This window comes from Rhizobium sp. AP16 (assembly GCF_000281735.1).
GTDB classification, from domain to species: Bacteria; Pseudomonadota; Alphaproteobacteria; order Rhizobiales; family Rhizobiaceae; genus Rhizobium; species Rhizobium rhizogenes.
Genome location: NZ_AJVM01000007.1, coordinates 23099 through 44832, shown reverse-complemented (window position 1 = coordinate 44832; position 21734 = coordinate 23099). Strand labels below are relative to the sequence as shown.

The 21734-nt window shown below is 59.7% G+C and carries 19 protein-coding genes; 4 read left to right on the top strand and 15 right to left on the bottom strand.

What is annotated here, in order from left to right:
* Positions 1–99 precede the first annotated feature (99 nt).
* The 6 genes from rpsU to PMI03_RS05425 all read right to left on the bottom strand — a co-directional run bounded on the left by rpsU (position 100) and on the right by PMI03_RS05425 (position 6688).
* Positions 100–345, bottom strand: a complete 246-nt coding sequence (rpsU, locus tag PMI03_RS05450) for a 30S ribosomal protein S21 (protein WP_007690712.1) — start codon at positions 343–345, stop codon at positions 100–102.
* A 274-nt stretch (positions 346–619) separates the two neighbouring features.
* A complete protein-coding gene (locus PMI03_RS05445; RefSeq protein ID WP_007690711.1) occupies positions 620–1615 on the bottom strand; it encodes a Tim44 domain-containing protein in 996 nt (331 codons plus the stop codon).
* Between the two features lie 111 nt (positions 1616–1726).
* On the bottom strand, positions 1727–2032 hold the full coding sequence (locus tag PMI03_RS05440; protein ID WP_007690709.1) for a hypothetical protein: 306 nt from the start codon (positions 2030–2032) through the stop codon (positions 1727–1729).
* 254 nt (positions 2033–2286) lie between these two features.
* Positions 2287–3336, bottom strand: coding sequence for a siderophore-interacting protein (locus PMI03_RS05435; RefSeq protein ID WP_007690707.1), 1050 nt, complete (start codon positions 3334–3336; stop codon positions 2287–2289).
* Positions 3337–3450: 114 nt separating this feature from the next.
* Positions 3451–5634: a TonB-dependent siderophore receptor gene (locus PMI03_RS05430; protein WP_007690702.1), complete on the bottom strand. Its 2184-nt coding sequence runs from the start codon at positions 5632–5634 to the stop codon at positions 3451–3453.
* A gap of 172 nt (positions 5635–5806) precedes the next feature.
* Positions 5807–6688, bottom strand: a complete 882-nt coding sequence (locus PMI03_RS05425; protein WP_007690700.1) for an AraC family transcriptional regulator — start codon at positions 6686–6688, stop codon at positions 5807–5809.
* A gap of 572 nt (positions 6689–7260) precedes the next feature.
* On the opposite strand from PMI03_RS05425, the gene PMI03_RS05420 reads away from it, so the two are divergent.
* Positions 7261–8598 (top strand): MFS transporter, encoded by a 1338-nt coding sequence (locus tag PMI03_RS05420; protein WP_007690697.1) that lies wholly within the window; start codon positions 7261–7263, stop codon positions 8596–8598.
* Between the two features lie 104 nt (positions 8599–8702).
* Here PMI03_RS05420 and fdhA read toward each other — a convergent pair whose 3' ends face one another.
* The 7 genes from fdhA to PMI03_RS05385 form a co-directional block, all read right to left on the bottom strand.
* Positions 8703–9893 (bottom strand): formaldehyde dehydrogenase, glutathione-independent, encoded by a 1191-nt coding sequence (gene fdhA, locus PMI03_RS05415; protein ID WP_007690696.1) that lies wholly within the window; start codon positions 9891–9893, stop codon positions 8703–8705.
* 326 nt (positions 9894–10219) lie between these two features.
* Positions 10220–11287: an ABC transporter ATP-binding protein gene (locus PMI03_RS05410; RefSeq protein ID WP_007690690.1), complete on the bottom strand. Its 1068-nt coding sequence runs from the start codon at positions 11285–11287 to the stop codon at positions 10220–10222.
* A 28-nt stretch (positions 11288–11315) separates the two neighbouring features.
* The gene (locus tag PMI03_RS05405) at positions 11316–12170 is read right to left on the bottom strand and encodes a carbohydrate ABC transporter permease (RefSeq protein ID WP_007690688.1); all 855 of its coding nucleotides are present in this window, start codon (positions 12168–12170) and stop codon (positions 11316–11318) included.
* Entirely contained in the window at positions 12160–13086 is a 927-nt protein-coding gene (locus tag PMI03_RS05400; protein WP_007690686.1) for a carbohydrate ABC transporter permease, read from the bottom strand. Before PMI03_RS05400 ends, PMI03_RS05405 begins: the two co-directional genes overlap by 11 nt.
* A 77-nt stretch (positions 13087–13163) precedes the next feature.
* Positions 13164–14378, bottom strand: a complete 1215-nt coding sequence (locus tag PMI03_RS05395) for a sugar ABC transporter substrate-binding protein (RefSeq protein WP_007690684.1) — start codon at positions 14376–14378, stop codon at positions 13164–13166.
* Between the two features lie 85 nt (positions 14379–14463).
* Positions 14464–15249, bottom strand: a complete 786-nt coding sequence (locus tag PMI03_RS05390; protein WP_007690683.1) for a DUF4037 domain-containing protein — start codon at positions 15247–15249, stop codon at positions 14464–14466.
* A 22-nt stretch (positions 15250–15271) separates the two neighbouring features.
* The gene (locus PMI03_RS05385) at positions 15272–16594 is read right to left on the bottom strand and encodes an alpha-L-fucosidase (protein ID WP_007690682.1); all 1323 of its coding nucleotides are present in this window, start codon (positions 16592–16594) and stop codon (positions 15272–15274) included.
* Between the two features lie 204 nt (positions 16595–16798).
* Between PMI03_RS05385 and PMI03_RS05380 the strand changes: the two genes are divergently transcribed.
* The gene (locus PMI03_RS05380; protein ID WP_007690681.1) at positions 16799–17806 is read left to right on the top strand and encodes a LacI family DNA-binding transcriptional regulator; all 1008 of its coding nucleotides are present in this window, start codon (positions 16799–16801) and stop codon (positions 17804–17806) included.
* A 233-nt stretch (positions 17807–18039) separates the two neighbouring features.
* Positions 18040–18819 carry an SDR family NAD(P)-dependent oxidoreductase gene (locus PMI03_RS05375; protein ID WP_007690680.1) on the top strand — a complete coding sequence of 260 codons (780 nt, stop codon included), beginning with the start codon at positions 18040–18042 and terminating at the stop codon, positions 18817–18819.
* Between the two features lie 85 nt (positions 18820–18904).
* Here the strand turns inward: PMI03_RS05375 and PMI03_RS05370 are convergent, their stop codons facing one another.
* Together PMI03_RS05370 and PMI03_RS05365 are read right to left on the bottom strand one after the other, a co-directional pair.
* Positions 18905–19288, bottom strand: a complete 384-nt coding sequence (locus PMI03_RS05370) for a DUF983 domain-containing protein (protein WP_007690679.1) — start codon at positions 19286–19288, stop codon at positions 18905–18907.
* Positions 19289–19447: 159 nt separating this feature from the next.
* Positions 19448–20851: a PLP-dependent aminotransferase family protein gene (locus PMI03_RS05365; RefSeq protein WP_007690677.1), complete on the bottom strand. Its 1404-nt coding sequence runs from the start codon at positions 20849–20851 to the stop codon at positions 19448–19450.
* Between the two features lie 355 nt (positions 20852–21206).
* On the opposite strand from PMI03_RS05365, the gene PMI03_RS05360 reads away from it, so the two are divergent.
* Positions 21207–21689, top strand: a complete 483-nt coding sequence (locus PMI03_RS05360) for an MSMEG_0572/Sll0783 family nitrogen starvation response protein (RefSeq protein ID WP_007690674.1) — start codon at positions 21207–21209, stop codon at positions 21687–21689.
* Positions 21690–21734 lie beyond the last annotated feature (45 nt).

Genomic DNA, 21734 nt, shown 5'->3' with positions numbered 1-21734 from the left:
AGTCATGAGGAGCGAAAGGCTGTCGCTCCTCACAGTAGTTGGATCAGCCTCGGGGTAACTTCGAAACTGAGGGTGCCTTTGATGGAGAGCAGGTGATAGCTATTTGGAGCGGGAGGCCGGCTTGGGCTTTTTGGCGGTACTTATGCCGAGCTCGCGGTTCAGTTTCTTTTGCGCGAGCTTCCGCGTACGGCGGATCCCCTCGGCCTTCTCGCGAGCGCGCTTTTCGGAAGGCTTTTCATAGGACTCGCGAAGACGCATTTCCCGAAAAACACCCTCTTGCTGCAACTTCTTCTTCAGAAAGCGTAGCGCCTGATCGACATTGTTGTCTCTAACAAGGACTTGCAAGCTTTTCCCCTGATATAACCATGTTCATTTGTTCGGAGAGATCCATACGCTCAGAGCGGAGGGCTTGGCAATGATACTCCGCCCCTTCTGCAGTGATTTGAGAACATAAGAGTTACGATTTCTGCGGGAAAGTGCGTTGATGCAATGGAATAGCGAGCCACCGACGCGCGGTTAGCGTTACAGTGTCAGCTTTCCTTCTGTTCGCAAGGCAGATGCCGGGAGCGCATATCCCGGCATTCGTTGTCTATATACCACAACCGGCCCGAAGGCAGATTCAAGCGTGGTGGACTTCCGTTCCCTGGATAGCGGACAGGATCCAGTCCGAACCGGGTTTGCGCATGAAGGTCCAGATCTCGGTCGTTTCCGAGGCATTGCGATCGTCGCCGTCGACAAGCCGGCCCGTCCTGCGATCGAGCAGTGCGTCGACGCTCGAATAGCGCATCGCCAGGGTGGCGTATTCGGCATTGTCCTCGCGCCAGGATTCAGCAATGTCGCCCTGCAGCAGGCGGATATCGGTGACGCTGTTGCGGACGCCCTTGGTGGCGTTCTCGCCAAGCTCCTCGGCAAGATAGGACATCGCCTCCGGCGTGGTCAGCCGGCGCAGCGTGGCATAATCCTCGGCACCGTAGGCTGACTGGACTTCGGTCAGAAGCTTTTCGAAGCGGTCGAGGTCGGCTTGCTGCAACCCGATCTCGTCATTGGCTTGAGCCGGCTTTTTCTGCGCGGTGCCTGCTATCCCGCCGCCGATCGGCGGGATGGGAAAGGAGGAGGGCTTGGATGCATTCATATTGAACGACGCATTCGCTCCGGAAGGTGCATATTGAGGTTGTTGGCGGTTTGCGAAAAACCGCATGGCGAAGCGGATAGCCATGAAGATCAGCGCGGCTTGCAGCAGCAGGCCGAGGAAGCCGAAGCCGCCGCCAAATCCATGGCCGATCAGCATGCCGAGAAGACCGCCGGCGATCAGTCCGCCAATCATCGAGCCGCCGAAGCCGCCAAAGAGGCCGCGACGCGGCTGCGCAGCGGCGGCACCGGCCACTGACGGCGTCGCGGTCTGCTGCTGGGGCGTCATTGTCCGTTCGATCGGCGCGGCCTGCGTCGGGGCTGTCCGCGTTACGGCCGGTGTGTCGAAGGTTCGCGTTCCACGGCTGCCAAACCCGCTGGATCCGGCGCGACGTGCGTCGGCATCGTCAAAGCTCACAATGGAGGTGGCGGCGGCGAGGACGACGATGGCTGCGACCTGAGCGAAACGTGGAATTGCGCGGAACATTGGTTCTCCTGTCCTTGGGCAGAAAAGCGATTTTCAGCCTATATAGGAATGCAATCTTGCGATTGTAAGTTCGCGGGAGAACTTCCTTTTGGGCGAGGCAGGCGCGAGTTCTTAAATGCCTGACCCGTCAAGGTTCTTGTCGTCGTCGCCTTCCCATGGCGGAGGCATCGAGGCGCGACGGAGGTTAGCCGAGGGCATCGGCATCCAACATTTCAATTCCGGTTCGGCATATTCGATGATCTGCCCGGGTGAGGAATCGGACGCACGCCACCCTTCTCCCGCAAACTGATCGCCATTCGACCAATATGCGAGGTCAACTTCCGCCGGCCCCTGCTCAGATGGTCGGATCGTGACCAGAATCCGACTACCGTCTTTCGGTGCACTTGTCATATGGCGCCAACGGTCTGCCTCGTCCATCGCTTTTCCTCCAGCTTGCTACCGGTTGCGAATGTCGCCTCGCCATTGAAAGTGGTCAACTCAAACTTTGCACAACCCATTTCTGTTGATTGTCTAGCTAGACGCTCTCGATGAGCGACGCGGCTGTATCTCGCGGTCATCGAAGCCAATTCGCGTGGTCGTGCATTTTGGGAGCGCGAAGGCTTTCGCTCAACCGATGTTAGCCGTATCGACACGACTGGCGGCAAAAATGTACTTCACCGTCTCTCAGGTGCTCATCGTTGCCAATATGCCGCGACGCTGAAGCGGGAACGGTCGGCGGCCATCTCGGTTTTCATGAAGTTGCGGATGGCGCGGGCTTCGGTCTGCTCGCAGGCAACCCAGACGAAGGTTTCGGGATCGGAGGTGGGTACGAGATCGCGCAGGATCCGTTCCAGCACGCGGGTGCTTCCCGCGGCTGCCTGGTTGCGATGAAGCCATGTGACATTGAGCGATGCGGCCGAAGGCAGCGATTGTTCCTCGTGCCTGTCTGCCACTTCCAGGAAAATCCGCAGCTCGGCTTCCGCAGGCACAGTGGCCGCGATGCGGGCGATGGCAGGCAGGGCGGTTTCGTCACCGGCGAGGATGAGCTTGCGGGCAGCGGGCACGCCGCCGCCGCCGGGACCAATGAGGCCTGCCCGGTCGCCGGGACGGGCATTCAAGGCCCATGATGCGCCGGGAACATTGTCGCCATCGTGCAGCACGAAATCGATATCCATCTCACCCTTGGCAAGATCGATGCTGCGGATCGTATAGGCGCGGATGGTCAGCGCATCCTCGCCCCGAGGCCAATGAATGCGGCCGTCCGGTTCGGTATGCGGCCAGACCGCTGCGCGGTCCTTCGGCGGGATCAGCAGGCGCACATGCAGGCCGCCGTCCAGGAAGTGTTTGGCGTCCTCGGTTGCGACGGTCACGCGGCGCATATGCGGGGTGATGTTGCTTGCACGAATAACGGTGATCTCGCGGAAATCGGGAATGACGGCGGCCTGTGGCCCGTCGGCCCAGGTGAGGTCGAGCGTCTCGCCGGATGATGCAAAGAGGCGTTCGGCAACCATGCTGCGGACCGTGAACAGCTTGGAGGCGGTCGGGCAGCGCAGTTTGATGTCGAGGCGGTTTTCCGACACGGCGATATCGGCGCTGCCGATAACGGTTTCCAGCCGCGCGCCTTCGGCACTTCGCGTCACCGTCACATGCTCTGCCAGGTGCTCGCAGAGTTGATCGAGCAGGCGCCCGGCATCGGCATGGATGGCGGTGCCCGAGGCGGTGAAATCTCTCGCATGCATCATTGGATAGCCTCCTTTTGCATCGCCTTTGTGTTTCAAACGAGGACGAGGATCGCCGTCGGGCGATCCTCGGTTGTCTGCCATAGTGGAGGATTAAAGTATACCTTTATTCTCCACTTACCACTTCTTGCTGAGCTTGAAGGTAATGGTCCTCGCCTCGCCGTAGCCGCAGACATTTTCCCCGGCGCAACCCGCGACATAGGTCTTGTCGAAGAGGTTGGCGACGTTGAGCGAAGCGCCCCAGCCCTTCTTCTCGTAGCGGATGCCGGCGTCGAAGAGTGTCGCGGAAGGCACACGCAGGGTATTGGCCTCGTCCGCCCAGGATTTGCCCTGATAGCGCACGCCGGCGCCGATGCTGAGACCGTCAAGCGCATCGCTGGTGAAGGCGTAGTCGAGCCAGAGAGAGGCTGTGGAGTTCGGCACGAGATAGGGCGAATTGCCGACGACGGAGGAATCGATGTCCTTGGTAATTTCGAGATCCGTATAGGAATAGGAGCCGAGCAGCTTCCAGTTGTCGTCGAGATTGACCTTGCCTTCGAATTCGAGGCCGCGCGAGCGAACCTCGCCGATCTGCCGCTGCAGGAAGGTGACGGGGTCGGTCAGCGCCATGTTCTTGCGGTCGATCTGGAAGACGGATGCTGTGAACAGGCCGTCGATGAAGTCGGGCTCATATTTGATGCCGGCCTCATACTGCTCGCCCTTCTCCGGTGTCAGGCCGCCGCCGGTGACACTGGTGCCGACCAGGGGCCTGAAGAAGGTGCCGGCACTGACATAGGGGGTTATGCCGTTGGAGAACTCGTAGGCCAGGCCCGCTCGGCCGCTCGGCGCATTTTCGTTCGAGCTGTAGGTGGTGCCGACTGTTGCGTCGGAGTTGGTGTCGACGAAGTCATAGCGGCCATTGAGCGTCAGCAGCCAGCCGCCACCGAAGCGCATCTGATCCTGCGCGTAGACGCCGAGCTGCTGCTGCGTCAGGACTTGATCAAGGTAGACGAAGTTTGCGCCCTGCGCGGTGCCGTAAACCGGGTTGGTGGCGCTGATCGGGTTGGAGCCGCAGCACGCCTGGACCTGGTCGAGCCGGTAGATCGAGTAATCGGTGCCGATCAGGAAATCATGGCTGATGGGGCCGGTATCGAACTTGTTCTCAGCGCGGGTGTCGACCGAGAAAGTATCCACCTTCGAGCGTTCGAAGAAGCCGATGCGGCTCAGCATATAGTTCGGATCGTCATAGGACGGATCGAGCGGATTGCCGTCGACATAACCGTTGAGATAGGGGCCTTCCTCGCGCTTGTAGAGATGGCCATAGCGCGCATTCTGCGACACGGTCCAGCCGCCGTCGAAATCGTGCGAAAATTCGTAGCCGAGCATCTGCTGGGTGTACTTCAGATTGTCGATACTGCGCTCGCCATAGAAGGCATCGCGCTTGATCTTGCCATAGGGCGCATCGACCACGGTGCCAACATAGGGAAAGAAGCCGTTGCCGCTGTGAATCTCGTCAAGGCCGCTCAGCATGCCGTAGACGGTGAGCTTAGTGGAGTCGTCCGGAGAGACGGTGATCTGCGGCATGATGAAGCCGCGCAGATCGTGGGTACCGTCACTATAGGTATCGCCGCCGGCGACCTTACCGGTCAGCCGGTAGCGATAGACGCCGTCGGCCGAGAGCTTGTCGGAAAAGTCGAAGCCGACAAAGGCGTTGCCGAGATTGTTGATGCCGATCTCGGTGTAGTAAGAGGGATCGTCGGTCGGCTCCTTGCGCACCATGTTGACGAGACCGCCCGGATTGGATCCGCCATAGAGCACGGAGGAGGGGCCTTTCAACACTTCCACGCGCTCAAGCATGAAGGGATCGATCTGGAAGCCGCCGAAGCCATAGCTGTAGAGCGTCAGGCCATTCATGAAGACGCCGGTCTGGGTGGCGTCGAAGCCGCGAATATAAAACCAGTCGGTATCGCCGTCATTGCCGAAGGGCTGCGTGGTGACGCCCGGCGTGTAGCGCAGCACCTCGTCGACCTTGTTGGTGATGCCGCGATCCTGCATTTCCTGCCGGCCAATGACGGAGACCGATTGCGGCACCTCGGTGATCGGCGTGTCAGCTTTCGAACCGGCTGTCGTCTTGGTGGCGACATAGCCCTTGACCGGGGCGGTGCCGTTCTTTTCGCTGTCCTTCTGCCCGCCCTGGATGACCAGTGGCTGCAACACCGTCGGGCTCTCTTGCGCCACAACCTGCGCGCTCGAAAGGATCGTCGCGATGGCCACGCCCATCATCAGCCGCCACATCGATACGTCTTTGCTCAATCCCTGCATGTTCGTCATCAGTCCCAACTTCGCGCCCTATCGGCTCGGCCAAGTGGCCAGCCCCTTAAATAAGATGAGCAATTAACTCATATTTATTGGCGCGGCTTGTCTGATCCTGGGGAAATTGAATATTTTTGGGCAATTCTCCGCGATGTCAGCAATTGCTCGAGAGGTGTGGCATTTAGGCAATCTGGCTCCTCTTCCAGCTTGCCGGGGTGGTACCAACATTCTTGCGGAAGACGCGGGTGAAATGCGCCTGATCGGCAAAGCCGGTCTCGACGGCGACATTGGTGAGCGGCGTGTCGCCTTTCAGCAGCAATTGCTTGGCTCGTTCGAGCCGCGCCTTGGTCTGCCATTGATGCGGCGGGAGGCCGGTCGAGGCCTTGAAAGCGTGGCTGAAATGCGATTGCGACAGGCCAGTCAGCGATGCCAGCTCTTCCAGCCGGATCGTGCGCAGGCAATTTGCCTCGATGTAATCGACCGCGCGCCGCAATTGCCAGGTGGCGAGTTCGCTGCGCCGGCGCGGTTGCGGACCCCGCAGCTGCAGCACATTGATCAGCAGCGACAGCGTCAGGCCGTCGCCGTAGAGATCGTGCAGCGGCTCCGGATTTTCGCATTCGGTCGCGATCAGCTCGGCCAGCGCCATCAGCCGTGGATCGGAGAAATGCAGGCGCGGATTGTCGAGACGCGACGGATCGATATCCTCCATCAACCTTTGGCCGATGATGTCGGCATCGAAATGAATATCGAGATGACGTACGAAATCGATGCCGGCAAGATCCGCCCAAAGCTCCATACCGGCGGGAATGTAGGACATTCTCTCGTGATCATAGTCCTGCGACCGGCTTTGGGCGCGGGGCGAAAGCCTGACGCCATTCGTGCCGGAGCCGCGCTGGTCGAGCAAGATAAAGAGGCGTGGATCCTCGGCGACATAATAGCCGCCGGCGCGGGCCGCACAATTGACGTTCCAGACATCGGCGACGATGCCGTTCCATTGCCGCCGGTGGACGCCGCCGACAACGGAAAAGCCGTCAATCCTGTTTTGCATCCTTGGCTGAAACATCGTCCCCAGCTCTAAGCTTTGCCGCAGGCAATAATCCTTCTTCATATACTCAAGTTATTATAGCAACAAAATCGCCATGGCAACGCGGTGCGTAAAGGGTCAGTTGGGGCGAAGCTCTGGTGGTTCGTTACAATTTTTATAACGACATGATGATTGACTCATTATACCAGATGAATTATCACTCCTTCAAATTGGGGAGGGTTGGGGTGATGAGGACCATGCTTTTTTATGCCGCCGATAAGAGGGGCATTGGCTCCCTGGCGATCTGAGGGGATCACATCGCGGCTTGAAAAGTCGAGGCAAGTGCGGCTGATCCTGACCTGCCATGTCACTCATCCTCGATGCTCGCGATCTTCGCTGACGAGGCAGAGGCAGCACTGAGAGAGCCGTTCCCGCGTCCTTCGCAGGCAAGCGGCATGCGCTGGATCTTTCGATGCAAGTCCGGGATGCGCGCAAGTCACCCTTAGCCGGCACGCAAGCAACCATATTGACCATCTGAAACGAGGCTGTGTTACGCGCCGCGATCGGGGATCGTTGGGAGGCAAAGCCGTATAGGGAGGAAATCGGATATCATGAGTGACGTGCAAACTGGCATTGCCCCTGCGGAGCAATCGGCGCTTAGAAAGATTTCATGGCGATTGGCGCCCTTCATCGGGCTCATGTTCTTCATCAATTTTCTGGATCGGACGGCCATCTCGTTTGCCGGTCCCAATGGCATGACGACCGACCTCGGCCTGACCGCCGCGCAATTCGGCTTTGCCGCCGGGATCTTTTTCCTGGGCTACATCGTTCTCGAAATTCCAAGCAATCTGGCACTCCACAAATACGGCGCGCGGCGTTGGCTGGCGCGTATCATGGTGACGTGGGGTATCGTCGCGCTGCTGTTCACCTGGGTGAGCAGCGCAACGGAGCTCTACACGCTGCGTTTCCTTCTCGGTGTCGCCGAAGCCGGCTTCTTTCCAGGCGCCATCCTCTTTCTAAGCGGCTGGGTACCCTCCCGCCATCGCGCAAAGATCCTGGCGCTGTTCTATCTCGCCCAGCCGCTGACGACCGTCATCGGGGCGCCTGTCGCATCCCTGCTCATTCAGGCGCACGGCGCGTTCGGGCTGGAAGGCTGGCGCATCATGTTCTTCGGCGTTGCCGTTCCTGCCATCATCGTCGGCATCATCACCTGGTTTTACCTCCCCGATACACCAAAGGATGCAAAGTGGTTGACCAAGGCGGAGAAGGATTGGCTGGTCGGTGAGCTTGCAAATGAGGAAAAGGCAATCAGCAAGTCGCACGGCAGCATGGTCGGCAAGGCGCTGACGAGCGGTCGGGTTTGGCTGCTTGCTTTGGTCTATTTCGGAATGATCTACGGCCTTTATGCGCTCGCCTTTTTCCTGCCGACGATTATCGCCGGCTTTGAAGCGAAATTTGCCACAAAGTTCGACGTGTTCGACAAGGGGCTGATTACCGCCATTCCTTACCTGCCGGCGGCAGTTGCCCTGTACTTCTGGAGCAACGACGCCTCGAAGCGTGGGGTACGCACCTGGCACGTTGGCATTCCCGCCCTGGTCGGCGCAGCCAGCATACCGCTGGCTCTCTATATGTCCTCGCCTGAAGCAACGATTGCTGTGATTGCCATAACGGCCTGCGCGATCTTCTCCGCCCTGCCGAACTTCTGGGCGCTGCCGAGCAAATTCCTGACCGGTGCCGGGGCTGCCGCGGGCATCGCCTTGATCAATACGATCGGGAATCTGGCCGGCTTTGCCGCGCCATACATCACCGGCGCCGTCAAGGACATGACCGGCTTCTATCAGTTGCCGATGTTCATTGTCGGAGCGTTCATGTTGCTATCGGCTATCCTCGTCTTTTCCATCAGACAGCCTCGTTCGCCGGAAGGCGCTTTGAGCCTGGCATCTCGGTAAGCGAAAACGGCGCTGATCGGACACTTCCTTTGATACGAAAATGGCCGGGGCTTTCGCCCCGGCCATTTTCTATGAAGCCAGATCTTAGTCTCTTGTATCAGGTATCAGGCCGCCCTCAGAAGGTCGCCATGCGGATCGAGGACATATTTCGTCGCCGCACCCTGATCGAAGCTTTCATAGCCTTGGGCAGCATCATCCAGCGAGATGATCTTCGCATTGACGATGTCGGCGATCGGTAGCCGGTCGTGCAGGATCGCCTGCATGAGCTGGCGGTTATATTTGATGACCGGCGTCTGGCCAGTATGGAACGACTGCGCCTTGGCCCAGCCGAGACCGAAGCGGAGCGAGAGATTGCCTTGCTTGGCTGCACTGTCGACGGCGCCCGGATCATCGGTGACATAGAGGCCGGGAATCCCGATCGATCCCGCCGCCCGCGTGATTTCCATCATCTGGTTGAGCACGATGGCCGGCTGTTCACCGCCGGAATGTCCGCGTGCCTCAAAGCCGACGGCGTCAATGGCGCTATCGACTTCGTTCGTGCCGACGACTTGAGCGATCATGTCGCCGAGACGGTCGCCCGCCGAAAGATCGATCGGCTCAAAGCCTACTCTCGCCGCATGGGCGAGACGATCCTTGTTGAAGTCGCCGACCATGACGACGGCGGCCCCGAGGATGCGGGCAGAGGCGGCAGCGGCGAGGCCGACCGGACCGGCGCCTGCGACATAGACGGTCGAGCCGACGCCGACGCCAGCGCGAACGGCCCCATGAAAGCCGGTTGGCAGGATATCGGAGAGCATGGTGAGATCGCGGATCTTCGCCATGGCCTTGTCGCGATCCGGGAATTTCAGCAGATTGAAATCGGCATAGGGAATGGTGACGTAACGGGCCTGTCCGCCGATCCAGCCGCCCATGTCGACATAGCCGTAGGCGCCGCCGGCGCGCGACGGGTTCACGGTCAGGCAAACGCCGGTATCCTGCGATTTGCAGCAGCGGCAGCGGCCGCAGGCAACGTTGAACGGAACCGAGACGATGTCGCCGATTTCCAGCATCTCGACATCGATGCCCTTCTCGATCACCTCGCCAGTGATCTCGTGTCCAAGGATGAGGCCGGGCATGGCAGTGGTGCGGCCGCGTACCATATGCTGGTCGGAGCCGCAGATATTAGTCGAGATCACCTTCAGGATAACCCCGTGCTCGATGCGGCGGCCGTCCGGCGCCTCAAGCTTCGGATCGTCAATGTCGCGGACTTCCACCTTGCCGGGCCGCATATAGACGACGCCTCTGTTCCTGCTCATACTCACTCCTCCTATGGGTTTCGATGCATGGATCCCGCCGCCGGCAAGACCGGTGACAAGCTCTCCCAACCGACCTGCCTCCTCTGCAGACCGGCCAACCACGGCGCTTCCGAACGACGCCTAAACGCGGACCGAAGCGGCCGCTTGAACACCATGAGCAGACCACGATGGACGGCGGACAGAGGCAGTGAAAACGACATGAGCGCGGTGCAAAGACGACAGCCCGCGGATTAAGTGCGGCGACGGTACTGCAAACTTATCAGGTGAGGCGATGTGGAAGAGGTTGGTGATTGGCTGATGACGGCGAAGCGTCCCTGATTACCCGTTCAATATAGCCGCTTGCCGCTCGCCGGGTCGAACAGATGTACCTTCTGCGCATCGATCCTGAGCGGGACGGACTGTCCAGCCGATACAGACGGACGGTCCCTGACGGACGCGATGATCGATTGGGAGCCGGCCTGCAATTGCAGGTGCGTGTCGGAACCTGTCGGCTCGATGATGGTGACCTTCGCCTGCACTCCGTCCGTGTCGACGGCAATATGTTCGGGCCGGATGCCCAATTGAACGGACTGTCCGATGTGGGCGCGTGCATGATCCGGCAGCGGCCAATGCACACCCTCCGCTGCTGCCAGTTCCGCCGTTCCGTTCCGCTCGACGACCTGACCCTCAATGAAATTCATCGACGGCGATCCGATAAATCCGGCGACGAAACTGTTCGCGGGTCTATCGTAGATTTCGAGCGGCGAGCCGACCTGTTCGATATGGCCGCCGCGCATGACCACGATGCGGTCGGCCATGGTCATGGCTTCCATCTGGTCATGGGTCACGTAGACCATGGTGGTGCCCAAGCGTTGGTGCAAAGTCTTGATTTCCGTCCGCATTTGAACACGTAACTTGGCGTCGAGATTGGAGAGCGGTTCGTCGAACAGGAACACCGCCGGATTGCGGACGATGGCGCGCCCCATGGCCACGCGCTGGCGCTGCCCGCCGGACAATTGCCGCGGGTAACGGTCGAGGAGCGCGGTGATATCAAGAATGCCGGCGGCGTCATTGACCTTTTGTTCGATCTCCTGCCGGCTGCGGCGCGCCAGTTTCAGCGAAAACGCCATGTTGTCGCGAACGGTCATATGCGGATAGAGCGCGTAGGATTGAAACACCATGGCGATGTCACGCTCATTGGGCTCGAGGTCGTTGACGACACGGTCGCCGATTTCGATCTCGCCATCGCTGATGCTTTCAAGCCCGGCAATCATCCGCAGCAGGGTGGATTTGCCGCAGCCCGAAGGGCCGACGAGCACGACGAATTCTCCGTCCTCTGCCGCGACGGATACGCCGTGCAAAACTTCGAGTGCACCGTAGCGTTTGACGGCATTGCGGATTGTCAGTTTCGCCATGTCTTCGCTCCCAAGAGTCTGCAGGCGCCTAGCGCCCACCCATGCCCGCATTGAGGGCGATACTGTTGTAGATGAGCTTCTGGAGGATGATCGCGAGGAAAATCCCCGGAAGCATGGAAAGGGCGGCGCCCGCCATCAGATAGTTCCACTGCGTCCCCTGTTGCGTCTGGAACAGGGTGAGCCCCACCGGCAGGGTAGCATTGTCGGCTCCGGTCATGACGATCAGCGGCCAGAGAAAATTGCTCCACTGCCCCATGAAGGTGAACAGCGACAAAAGCCCGATGGCCGGCATCGACAGTGGCACGATGATGCTGACCAGGATGCGCAGCCGCGAGGCGCCGTCTATCCGTGCCGCTTCTTCAAGTTCCATCGGAATGGAGAGAAAGAACTGCCGCATCAGGAACGCGCCGAAAGTGCCGAAGGCGACCGGTAGGATCACGCCCGGAAAGGTGTTGACCAGGCCGAGCCTGTTGACGATCAGAAACAGCGGAATGATGAGCATCAGCGGCGGCACCATGAGCGTGCCGATATAGCCGAGCAGCAGCATCTCGCGTCCCCTGAATTTCAGCCGCGCGAAGGCATAACCCGAAAGGCAGGACACCACGACGGTGATCGCCGTGACGCAGATGGCGATGATGGCGCTGTTGAGGAAGAAACGGCCGAAGGGCAATCTGGTCCAGGCGGCTGCGAAGTTGCCCCATTCGAAGACCTCAGGCAGAAGACGCACCGGTATCGCCATCACCTCGGCGTTAGAGCGCACCGCATTCGAGACCATCCAGAAGAACGGGAACAGGAAGGCAAGCGCGACCAGAAGCAGCGCGGCGTGATTGAAGATGTCGAGCGCCAGCTTTCGGCGCGCCCTGGCCTTGGACTTAAGCGTCATAGTGCACCCATTTGCGCTGGAGCCAGAATTGCAGGGCTGTCAGCGCCATGATCAGCGCGAACATCACCCAGGCGATGGCTGAGGCGTAGCCCATCTGGAAGTTCTGGAAGCCGCGCTGGTAGATGGCATAGCCAAGAGTCGCGGTCGATGAGCCAGGCCCGCCCTTGGTCATGACGTAGATCTGGTCGAAGACCTGCAACGAGGTGATCGCCGTCATCACCGTACCGAAGAACAGGGTAGGAGAGATCAGTGGCAGCCGGATTTTCCAGAAGCGGTCCCAGGCCGTCGCGCCATCGATCCGCGCGGCTTCCAGATAGGTTGCCGGCACCATGTCGAGTGCTGCGTTGAACAGCACCGTGTTGTATCCGATGCCGGCCCAGAGCGAGGTGATGATTACCGCCTGCATGGCGAACGCCCGGTTGTTGAGCACACCCGAAAACGGCAGCGAGAGCTGCGCCATGAGGCTGTCGAAGAGACCGCCGCTTGTGAAGATCAGCATCCAGACGATGGCAACCGCAATCAGCGGCGTGAAGGTGGGGAGAAAGAAGACCACCCGGAACCATCGCTGGCCGATCTTCAAACTGGAGATCCATGTCGCCAATCCCAGCGATATGATGATGTTGAGGACCAGATACTCGGCGGTGAAGAAGATAGTGTTGCGCATGACCGTCCAGAATTGTGGATCGGTCGTGAACAGCCGCGTATAATTGGAGAAGCCGACGAAACGCGGCGTGCCGAGCAATTGCCAGTTGGTGAAGCTGAGCGCGATCGAAGCAAGGATCGGCAGCACGAGAAACAGGAAAATGCCGATAAGGCCGGGCAACAGGAAGAACAGGGCTGTCCATCCTTCTCCCCTGAACCACTTTCTGGAACGTGGCCTTGGTCTCGCATTGAGGGCGGTGTGTTTGGCCAGCATTATGGGCCTCTCCTTTCCGGCAAGCGGCCTGCGCTCGGGCCGATGCACCCGGCCGCAGGCCCGCCAGGCGCCGAGGGTTACGGAAGCTGGCTCTGAATGTCGGAAAGCACGCCTTCAGGCGTCGAATCTCCCGTCAACGCCACCGGTACATACTGCATCACCAGGTTCTCGAATTGGTTCCATTTCTCGTTGATGCGGAAGGGGGTCGTGTGGGCGAACATATATTGCAGTGTGTCGCGGGTGCCGGCGACATTCTTGGCCGCCCCGTCATACCAGTAGGTCTGCTGGGCAAGTCGCGCCGGGAGTGCACGGCCGGCTGAGCCCAGGATTTCCGCCGCTTTCGGACCGCTCAGCACCTGCAACGCCTTGAAGGCGGCATCCTTGTGTTGGCTTGCCGCCGAAATACCCCAGCCTGAACCGGCGGTGATGAAGCGCGAGGGGCCGCTGCCACGCGGGAGTGGCGCAATGCCGATCTTGAAGTTGACGTTGGCCTGCGCCGTAATCAGCGTCCACGGACCATCGATATACATGGCGACGCTGCCGGATGCGAAACGGCCGCTGGCCGCCGATGCGTCTGACGCGGAGGCAAAGACGGGAGACAGCTTATCCTTGGCGGTGAGATCGGCATATTTGCTGAAGGCTTCGACAAAGCCTGCATTGGTCAGGTCGAATTCGTTGTCGGCATTGAAGTATTCCGCGCCGAGCGCAACCGGGCCGGCGATGAAGTCGAAGGCCTGCGTTCCATAGCCGTAAGTCCCGTCCTTGGTCAGTGCCTTGGCCGTGGCCTTGAAGTCGTCGAATGTCCAATCCTTGGCCGGCTCTTTCAGGCCGGCCGCTGCGAACTTGTCGCGATTGTAGAACACCATCCACGGACCGACGTCATAGGGCAACGCATAGAGTTTGCCGTCATGCGAAAGGCCCGACATGATCGAGGTTTCGAAGTCCGCAACCTTCACATCGCTTTTCTTCACATAGTCATCGAGCGGATCAAGGATCGAATAGAAGTTCGGCATACGCATGGACTGCATCGAGACGATATCGGCGACCTGGCCCGATGCGGCTAGAACCGGCAGACGCGTCCAGTAGTCCGTCCAGCCGGAAAGCTGCAGCTTGACCTTGATATCGGGATATTGCTGCGTCACGAGATCGGCCAACTGCTGCCAGAGCTGTGCGTCGTTGGGTTCACCCCACATCTGCCATGTGACGGTGACCGACGCATTCTGCGCCTCAGCGCCGATGCTGGGCAGGAAACTCGCGGCCAGGGCGGCCGCAAAGACCAATGAGCGTTTCATGATGGTTCCTCCTCCTCAAGGACTATGGTTGCGATGACGGTCGTCAGTGTCCGGACCTCTCCTCCGGTTTGGTCCTGCAGTCTCCTCAGGCTGCGATCAGTGCCTCCAGATCGGCGATCATTCCGATCAGTTCCGTTCGCTGGCGCCGCCAGGCGTCCGGATCGTCTCCCGGTTCCAGAATAGCGGTCATCCGCGACAGGAAATCGGGTGGCAGCAGGTCGAGTTCGGCCGCCATGGGCAGGTTCCAGCCATCACCCGGATAATAGGCCCGGTTGAAGGCAAAAACGGTCTGCAGAATGGCATTGGCCAATTTCCCCGTTAGTCCCACCAGAAAGACGAGGTCACGGCGAACGACCTTGCTTTCATAGTGATAGTCCTTGGCCCAATAGCGCAGAATGTCCATGTGCTGGCGCAGAACCGAGGCCCTGAGTGCCTCGGGATATTGCGCCAGCTGCTGCTTCCATCCCGCCAGCAGGCCGCGTGGATCGGCGATGATCTGCTGGCTGGAAAGGTCCGTCGGCAGATGATAGCCCCAGATCGTCCACTCGAAGTTCTTGGGCACCGCAACACCGGCAAGCCAGGTGTCCAGATCTTGTTGCACGCCGGCATAGCGGCGCATCCAGATGCCGTCCATCCGGATCCCCTCGGCCTGCCAGCCACGCATGGCCTCCTCGAAGCGCCTCCATGAGCCGGTCTGCCTAAGGTCCGGCCCGCGATAAGCATCGGCATAGACCCGGAAGTCGAAATCCGATTGGGCATCCGACCGTCCCTTGCCGCGCGAGCCGGCCAAAGCGACGGCGCCATTGCCGTCTTCTGCCAGATCGGCGATCAACGGCGTCATCGTGGCAATGAGTTCGGCTTCGCGGCTCATGACAGCACCGACCGGAGGATGCTCAATCCTTCAGGATCAGTTCGATCACCGGAACCACCACATCGGGCTTCAGGACCGGCAATTCGAGGGTCAATATGCCCTCTCCGACGGCAACGCCGATGTTGGAATCCACCTCCGCGTCCGGATCCAGCCAGTGCAGTTCGCTGGCGTCGTGCAGGAACTGCGCGTATTTCACCTTGCGCCCCAGTCCCTCGATATGGATATGCCGGAACGGCCAGGTCTGCACATGCAGATAGAGCCGATTACCCTTCTGGGTAAAGCGGCAGCCGTTCGGCGCCTTGTAGGCGGACGGGCCTGCTCCGTAGATGGCGCGCCCGTTGAGCCGCATCCAATCTCCATAGGTATCGAGCGCGGTGATGGCGCGGGCGTCGAATGTGCCGCGTCCGGTCGGGCCGACATTCATCAAGAGGTTGCCGCCAAGCGAGACCGTGTCGATCAGGATATTGATGAGCTGGCCGGCATCCTTCCAGGTCGTCTCGTCGCGATAATAGCCCCAGGAGCCGCTGAAGGTGTGGCAGGCTTCCCAGCGCACCGGCAGCCCGGCGACGGTCGGCGCGACGCGCGGCGTATATTGTTCCGGTGTCACCAGATCGGGCATGTGATCCGCGTCGCGTGGCAGGTCGAGGCGGTCGCCGATGATGATGTCAGGTTGCAGCTCGCGCACCAGTTTGATCAGGCGATCGCTTTCCCAATCGGCGCGGCCCTTGCCGGGAAGCCCCTTGTGCACGCGGCGGGGATAGCTGAAGTCGAACCAGATCACGTCGATCTTGCCGAATTCGGTCAAAAGCTCGGTCACCTGGTCGCGCATATATTGAGCATAGCGGGAGATGTCACGGCCCTCATTGAGCTTGGCCGCATCGGGATGGTTGCGCTGCGGGTGATGCGTATCGATCGGGAAATCCGGGTGATGCCAGTCGAGCAGCGAATAGTAGAAGCCGACCTTGAGCCCCTCGGCCCGCAGGGCTTCGACGTAGGGCCGGATCAGATCCTTGCCGTAGGGTGTATTGGTGACTTTGTAGTCGGTGACCTTGCTGTCCCAGAGGCAGAAGCCTTCATGGTGTTTGGCGGTCAGTACGACATATTTCATGCCGGCGGCGCGGGCACGGCGCGCCCATTCGCGGGCGTCGTAGAGGTCCGGATCGAAATTGTCGAAATACTTCTGATAGGCCTCGGTGGTGAATTCCTCGCGGTTCTTCAGCCATTCGTGCCGTGCGCCAAGCGCGTAGAGCCCGAAATGGATGAACATGCCGAATCTGTCTTGCGTAAACCACGCCTTGCCGTCGCCTGCATCGCGGCCACCACTGATCGTTGCTATGTTGCTCACGCCATCCTCCCAAGATTTTGAGCTTTATCGAACCGGTTCGATTTAATCATTGATTCTCTCGTCCCGGATGTCAAGCGCGCTGTTGAAATCGTCTGCCGGCATATTGCTTGTATTCCTGTAGATGTTAGATATGTGACGAAGGGTTGCATGAGAATGTGCCTTCGCCGGATAGGCTGAAAGCGATAGAAGCGGTTCGAAAATCTGATGGCCACAATTCGCGATGTTGCCAAACTCGCAGACGTATCGGTGTCGACGGTCTCACTGGCCTTGAGCAATCCGGCTCGCGTCAGCCCGAAGACTCTTGAAAAAATCCGCCATGCCGTCGCCGCGGTTGGTTTCGTTGCGGATCCGCTGGCGCAGAGCCTGGCGCGCGGACGCAGCCGCATGGTCGGCTTCGTCGTCGGTAATGTCGGAAACCCGTTTTTCGGTGATATCCGGCGCGAACTGGAGAACTACGCGCTCGATCACAGCCATTTCGTGCTCGTGACCGACTCCTCCGGCAAGACTGAGCGCGAAAAGGCCATGGTCGAGCATTTGATCGGTCTCAAGACGGCGGGGCTGGCGCTTGCCCCATCGGGACATGATCAGGACTATGTCGACTTCATCGGCGGATTGAATGTTCCGATCGTCTGTTTCGACCAGAAGGTTGCCGGCATCGAGCGTGACTTCATCGGCTCCGACAACCACCTCGCCGGAGCGATGCTCACCGAACATCTCCTGCAGCTCGGCCACAGGCGTATCGCCTTCATTGCCGGCCCGAGCCATATGCACACTGCGACCGAACGCTATCGCGGTTTTATGGATACGATGGCGAATGCGGGGGTCGAGGTTAACCCGAATTTCGTCGTTGACGGACAGTTCACCCGTACCGCTGGCTACGAAGCGGCGATGCGCCTGCTCATCCAGCCTGAGCGCCCCACCGCGATCCTCGGCGCCAACAACGCGGTGGCACTCTCCGCGCTGCAAGCCATGCAGGAACTGGGCTTCCGTTGTCCCGACGATATTTCGCTCGCCATGATCGACAATGTGCAGTGGAGTTCGGTCATCACCCCACGCATCACCATGGTGGTTCAGGACACGCTGGCGCTCGGCGGCATCATCGCCCGACGCCTCATGCATCGGATCACCAACCCGCAAGGCGCCGTCGAGCCGCCGCAGGATTTCGTGCTGACCCCGAAATTCGTTCCCGGCAATTCCTGCCGCAGGATTTAGAGACCATGTCGGGTGCCGAGATTGGGACGGGATCGGAAGGGGAGAGGCTGCCTTATTCGCCGGCTAAGGAAGCAGGCAAGCTGGACGGAAAAAAAGGTTGGCGGAGCGGTTTCTTATGGCAGAATGGACGTGGCAGAGCATTTCGTCGGCATGGCGGGCTTCTTTGCCTCTGGGAGTTTCGATTGTGCGGCATTGTAGTGCCGTAACGTCGATGGCGGACAAGGGAAGAGCGAATGGACCTTCATCTCAAGGATAAAGTTGCAGTCATCACCGGTGGCTCCAAGGGCATTGGCCTTGGGATCGCCAAGGCTTTCGCGCGCGAGGGTTGCCATGTCGTGATCACGGCGCGTACGGCTGCCGAAGTCGAAGGTGCGGCCGCAAGCATTGCAAGCGAATTCGGCGTCACGGCCCGCGCCGTCGCTTCCGACGTTTCCTCCGCGGAGGGTTGCCAGGCGATCGTGGATGCCGCGGCAAAACTTGGCGGCGCGGACATCTTCGTTTCGAACGCCGGCACCGGCTCCAACGAGACCATCGCAAATGCGCCCGATGAGAAGTGGCAGTCCTATTGGGATTTGCACCTTATGGCGGCCGTGCGGCTCAGCAGAGCGCTCGCCGACCAGATGGAGGCCAAGGGCGGCGGCGCGATGCTCATGAATGCATCCATCTGCGCGGTGCAGCCGCTCTGGTACGAACCGATCTACAATGTCACGAAAGCAGCACTTCTGATGTTCGGCAAGTGCCTGTCGGTCGAGATGATCAAGCGCAATATCCGCGTGAATGTCGTCAATCCCGGCCTTATCCGTACGCCCGACTGGGAGAAGACGGCCCGGGAACTGGCAGGAGACGGCTGGGAGGGTTATCTGCAGAGCGTCGCGGACGAACATGCCGATATCCGCCGTTTCGGTTCGGTTGAAGAGCTTGCGGACTTCTGTGTCTTCATCTGCTCTCCCCGCGCATCCTATAGCGTCGGCTCGGCCTACCATGTGGACGGCGGGATGCTGGCGACAGTTTGAAGCCAGCCTTTCTGATGCCTTTGAGTTTCGCCGTCATCCGCCGATTACCATTGACGGATGACGGCGAGGCTATCCGTGCTTACATCTATTGAGATCTGACGACCCGACCCTCTTCGGCCTTGTAGAAGAACTGGCTGGCCACGAGCCAGCCTTTGAGCGGCCTCAGAGGCGGAATGCATGTCGCCAGCATGAACGGTAAAGTCAGCAAGGCATGCACCCAGATCGGCGCGCTGTACTGAACCTCGAGCCAGACGGCGAGAAACACGCTCGGCACACAGGCAAAGCAGATGACAAAGAAGGCCGGCCCATCGGCGGGATCGGCAAAGGAATAATCCAGCCCGCAGACCTCGCATTCCCTGGCGATGGTCAGAAATCCGTTGAACAGATGACCCTGGCCGCAACGTGGGCAGCGCCCACGCAGCCCGGTCTGCAAGGGTGAAAGTGGCGGCCAATCCATGTCGGCGGACATCTCGGTAACTCCTGTTGAAATGAATGCATTCAATGTCTTAATTGATTGCATTCAATATAGGTGCGCCTTAGTGGAGTGAATGTCTACTCGACATAATGACGCATCCGGCCGCCAACAGGGGCGGCGCATTTCGTTTTCAAAATCAGGTGTGTGGGCAGGCTAGAAAAACGATCCGGTCATCTCGGGCGGTCCTTCGAGCGCATGCGCCATGAATTCGATGGCGCTGCGCAGCTTTTCGCGGCTGATCGGACCGCCGAGGCAGATACGGACTGCTTCCGGGGCCGGGCCTTCGACGGTGAATGCATCGCTGGCAACGACACCGAGGCCGGCGGCGTTCATGTGGCTGCCGAAGGTGGAGCGAGTCCATCCATTGGTCAGCGGCAGCCATATGTTGAAGCTCAGTGGATCGGCCTCGAAACTGCCGGGGGGCAGCAGGTAGGCGACGAGCGTCTGGCGAGCGGCGGCTTCCGTGCGAATGAAGCGCAGGATGGTGTCTGCGGTGCCGTCGTCGATCCAGCGTGTCGCAAGTGCCGCCATCAGCGGCGAGGCCATGACATTGTTGGCGCGCATGGCGCTTGCGAATGGCCAGGCAGCTTTGGTGTCGGGTGCCACGACATAGGCCAGACGCAACCCGGCACCGATGCATTTTGCCAGTCCGCCGATATGCCAGGTGAGATCCGGCGCCATTGTCGCCAGCGGCGGCGGCGCATGCAGCGGAATAAAGCCATAGGCATCATCCTCGACGATCGGCACATGATACTTGCGGGCTATGGCACAGATTTCCTCGCGGCGCTTTTCGGGGATCGTCACCGTCGTCGGGTTCTGCAGGGTCGGGTTGAGATAGAGCGCCTTTGGCGCAAGCCGTCGGCAGGCATCGGCCAGCGCATCGGGCAGGATGCCATGCGCGTCCATTGGCAGGCCCGATAGATTGAGCCGCAATTGAGCTGATATCGAGCGTATGCCGGGGTAGGTGATGTTCTCGGAGAGAATTGTTTCGCCGGGCTTGGCCAGCGTCCCGAGGATGGCAAGCAAGGCGGGATGAGCGCCCGGCGTAACGAAGATCCGCTCCTGTGACGGTACGAGGCCGCGCCGGCTCAGCCAAGCGGCGGCGGCATCCTTGTCCATGCTGGAGCCGCCAAAACCCTGATAGCGCAGTAGCGGGATCATGTTGGCGGCAACGGCGGAAAGTCCCTCTTGCATGCGGGCAATCAGCTCGGGATCGTCTGTCTCCGGCGGCATGTTCATCGAGAAATCGACAATTGATGTCCGGCGTGGATCGGGCGCCAAGGCCGAGGTAAAGCCGCGGCGGTCCTTGTCTTGGCCGCCGGTGACGAATGTGCCGCGGCCCACTTGCGTATCCACCAGTCCGCGTTTTCTGGCTTCGATATAGCCACGGGCGACCGTGGTGAAATCGATGGAGAGGCGCTTGGCCAGTTCGCGTTGCGGCGGCAACCTGTCGCCGATGACCAGCCGACCGCTTTTCAGGTCTATTTCGATGATATCCGCGATTGCGGCATAGCGTGGGCCACTGCTCAGGCTCAGGTCGGGAAGCCAGTCTCTCATTGCGCTTAGAATCCATGCTCTTTTTATATTGACTGTATATTGTTGCGTATTTTCATTGTCATCAGCAATTTCTCTGCATCAGGCAGATCTTGAAGTCTGTTGGCGTCAAAACAGTAAAGGCGCTTTAAATTGAATGCATATTGAATGCATTCATATCGTGCAATGTTGCACGGTTTTTGCCCTCCCGATTGCTCCTTCATTATGCTGACTCAAGTTGCAATTTAAAAATTGAATGTATAATTGAATGAATCAATGGCGATTTTGACTGTAATTTGTGCAGCATCAACTTGGCACGGTGATTGCAACATCCTGTTCGTACCCCACACCGAAATCGGGACAGAAACAGGAGCCAGCAATGCCCGCAGTCACAACACCAGCCCATGCCGACGGCGATTTCTTCGTTGATTATGAGGAAAAGGTCTTCGAGGACGTCCAGGCCAAGGCCGGCGACAAGGCCCTCATCACCTTTCACACGGTTGCCTTCGAGGGATCGATCGGCCTCGTCAACCTGCTGCAAGCCAAACGGCTGAAGCGCAAGGGTTTCGAAACAGCCGTGCTGCTCTACGGTCCGGGCGTGACGCTCGGCGTGCAGCGTGGGTTTCCCAAACTCGGCAGCGAAGCCTTTCCAGGCCATCTCAATTTCAACAACCAGATCAAGGGTTTCATGGAAGAGGGCGGGAAGGTCTATGCCTGCCGCTTCGCGCTTCAGGCGCTCTATGGCCATGGCGAGCAGGCGCTCATCCCGGGGATCATTCCGATCAGCCCGCTCGACGTGCTTGATCTGATCCTCATCCATCGCCGCGACGGTGCCTTCATCCTCGATACGTGGACGCTCTGACCGGGCCGGGAGGCGGCACTTGTGCCGCCTCCCGTCAAACATGCG

What these genes read in the sequence shown, in the direction of transcription:
- PMI03_RS05445 (WP_007690711.1), bottom strand. Translation starts at nt 1,615, where the DNA reads ATGTTCCGCGCAATTCCACGTTTCGCTCAGGTCGCAGCCATCGTCGTC.
- PMI03_RS05440 (WP_007690709.1), bottom strand. Translation starts at nt 2,032, where the DNA reads ATGGACGAGGCAGACCGTTGGCGCCATATGACAAGTGCACCGAAAGAC.
- PMI03_RS05435 (WP_007690707.1), bottom strand. Translation starts at nt 3,336, where the DNA reads ATGATGCATGCGAGAGATTTCACCGCCTCGGGCACCGCCATCCATGCC.
- PMI03_RS05430 (WP_007690702.1), bottom strand. Translation starts at nt 5,634, where the DNA reads ATGCAGGGATTGAGCAAAGACGTATCGATGTGGCGGCTGATGATGGGC.
- PMI03_RS05425 (WP_007690700.1), bottom strand. Translation starts at nt 6,688, where the DNA reads ATGTTTCAGCCAAGGATGCAAAACAGGATTGACGGCTTTTCCGTTGTC.
- PMI03_RS05420 (WP_007690697.1), top strand. Translation starts at nt 7,261, where the DNA reads ATGAGTGACGTGCAAACTGGCATTGCCCCTGCGGAGCAATCGGCGCTT.
- fdhA (WP_007690696.1), bottom strand. Translation starts at nt 9,893, where the DNA reads ATGAGCAGGAACAGAGGCGTCGTCTATATGCGGCCCGGCAAGGTGGAA.
- PMI03_RS05410 (WP_007690690.1), bottom strand. Translation starts at nt 11,287, where the DNA reads ATGGCGAAACTGACAATCCGCAATGCCGTCAAACGCTACGGTGCACTC.
- PMI03_RS05405 (WP_007690688.1), bottom strand. Translation starts at nt 12,170, where the DNA reads ATGACGCTTAAGTCCAAGGCCAGGGCGCGCCGAAAGCTGGCGCTCGAC.
- PMI03_RS05400 (WP_007690686.1), bottom strand. Translation starts at nt 13,086, where the DNA reads ATGCTGGCCAAACACACCGCCCTCAATGCGAGACCAAGGCCACGTTCC.
- PMI03_RS05395 (WP_007690684.1), bottom strand. Translation starts at nt 14,378, where the DNA reads ATGAAACGCTCATTGGTCTTTGCGGCCGCCCTGGCCGCGAGTTTCCTG.
- PMI03_RS05390 (WP_007690683.1), bottom strand. Translation starts at nt 15,249, where the DNA reads ATGAGCCGCGAAGCCGAACTCATTGCCACGATGACGCCGTTGATCGCC.
- PMI03_RS05380 (WP_007690681.1), top strand. Translation starts at nt 16,799, where the DNA reads ATGGCCACAATTCGCGATGTTGCCAAACTCGCAGACGTATCGGTGTCG.
- PMI03_RS05375 (WP_007690680.1), top strand. Translation starts at nt 18,040, where the DNA reads ATGGACCTTCATCTCAAGGATAAAGTTGCAGTCATCACCGGTGGCTCC.
- PMI03_RS05370 (WP_007690679.1), bottom strand. Translation starts at nt 19,288, where the DNA reads ATGTCCGCCGACATGGATTGGCCGCCACTTTCACCCTTGCAGACCGGG.
- PMI03_RS05365 (WP_007690677.1), bottom strand. Translation starts at nt 20,851, where the DNA reads ATGAGAGACTGGCTTCCCGACCTGAGCCTGAGCAGTGGCCCACGCTAT.
- PMI03_RS05360 (WP_007690674.1), top strand. Translation starts at nt 21,207, where the DNA reads ATGCCCGCAGTCACAACACCAGCCCATGCCGACGGCGATTTCTTCGTT.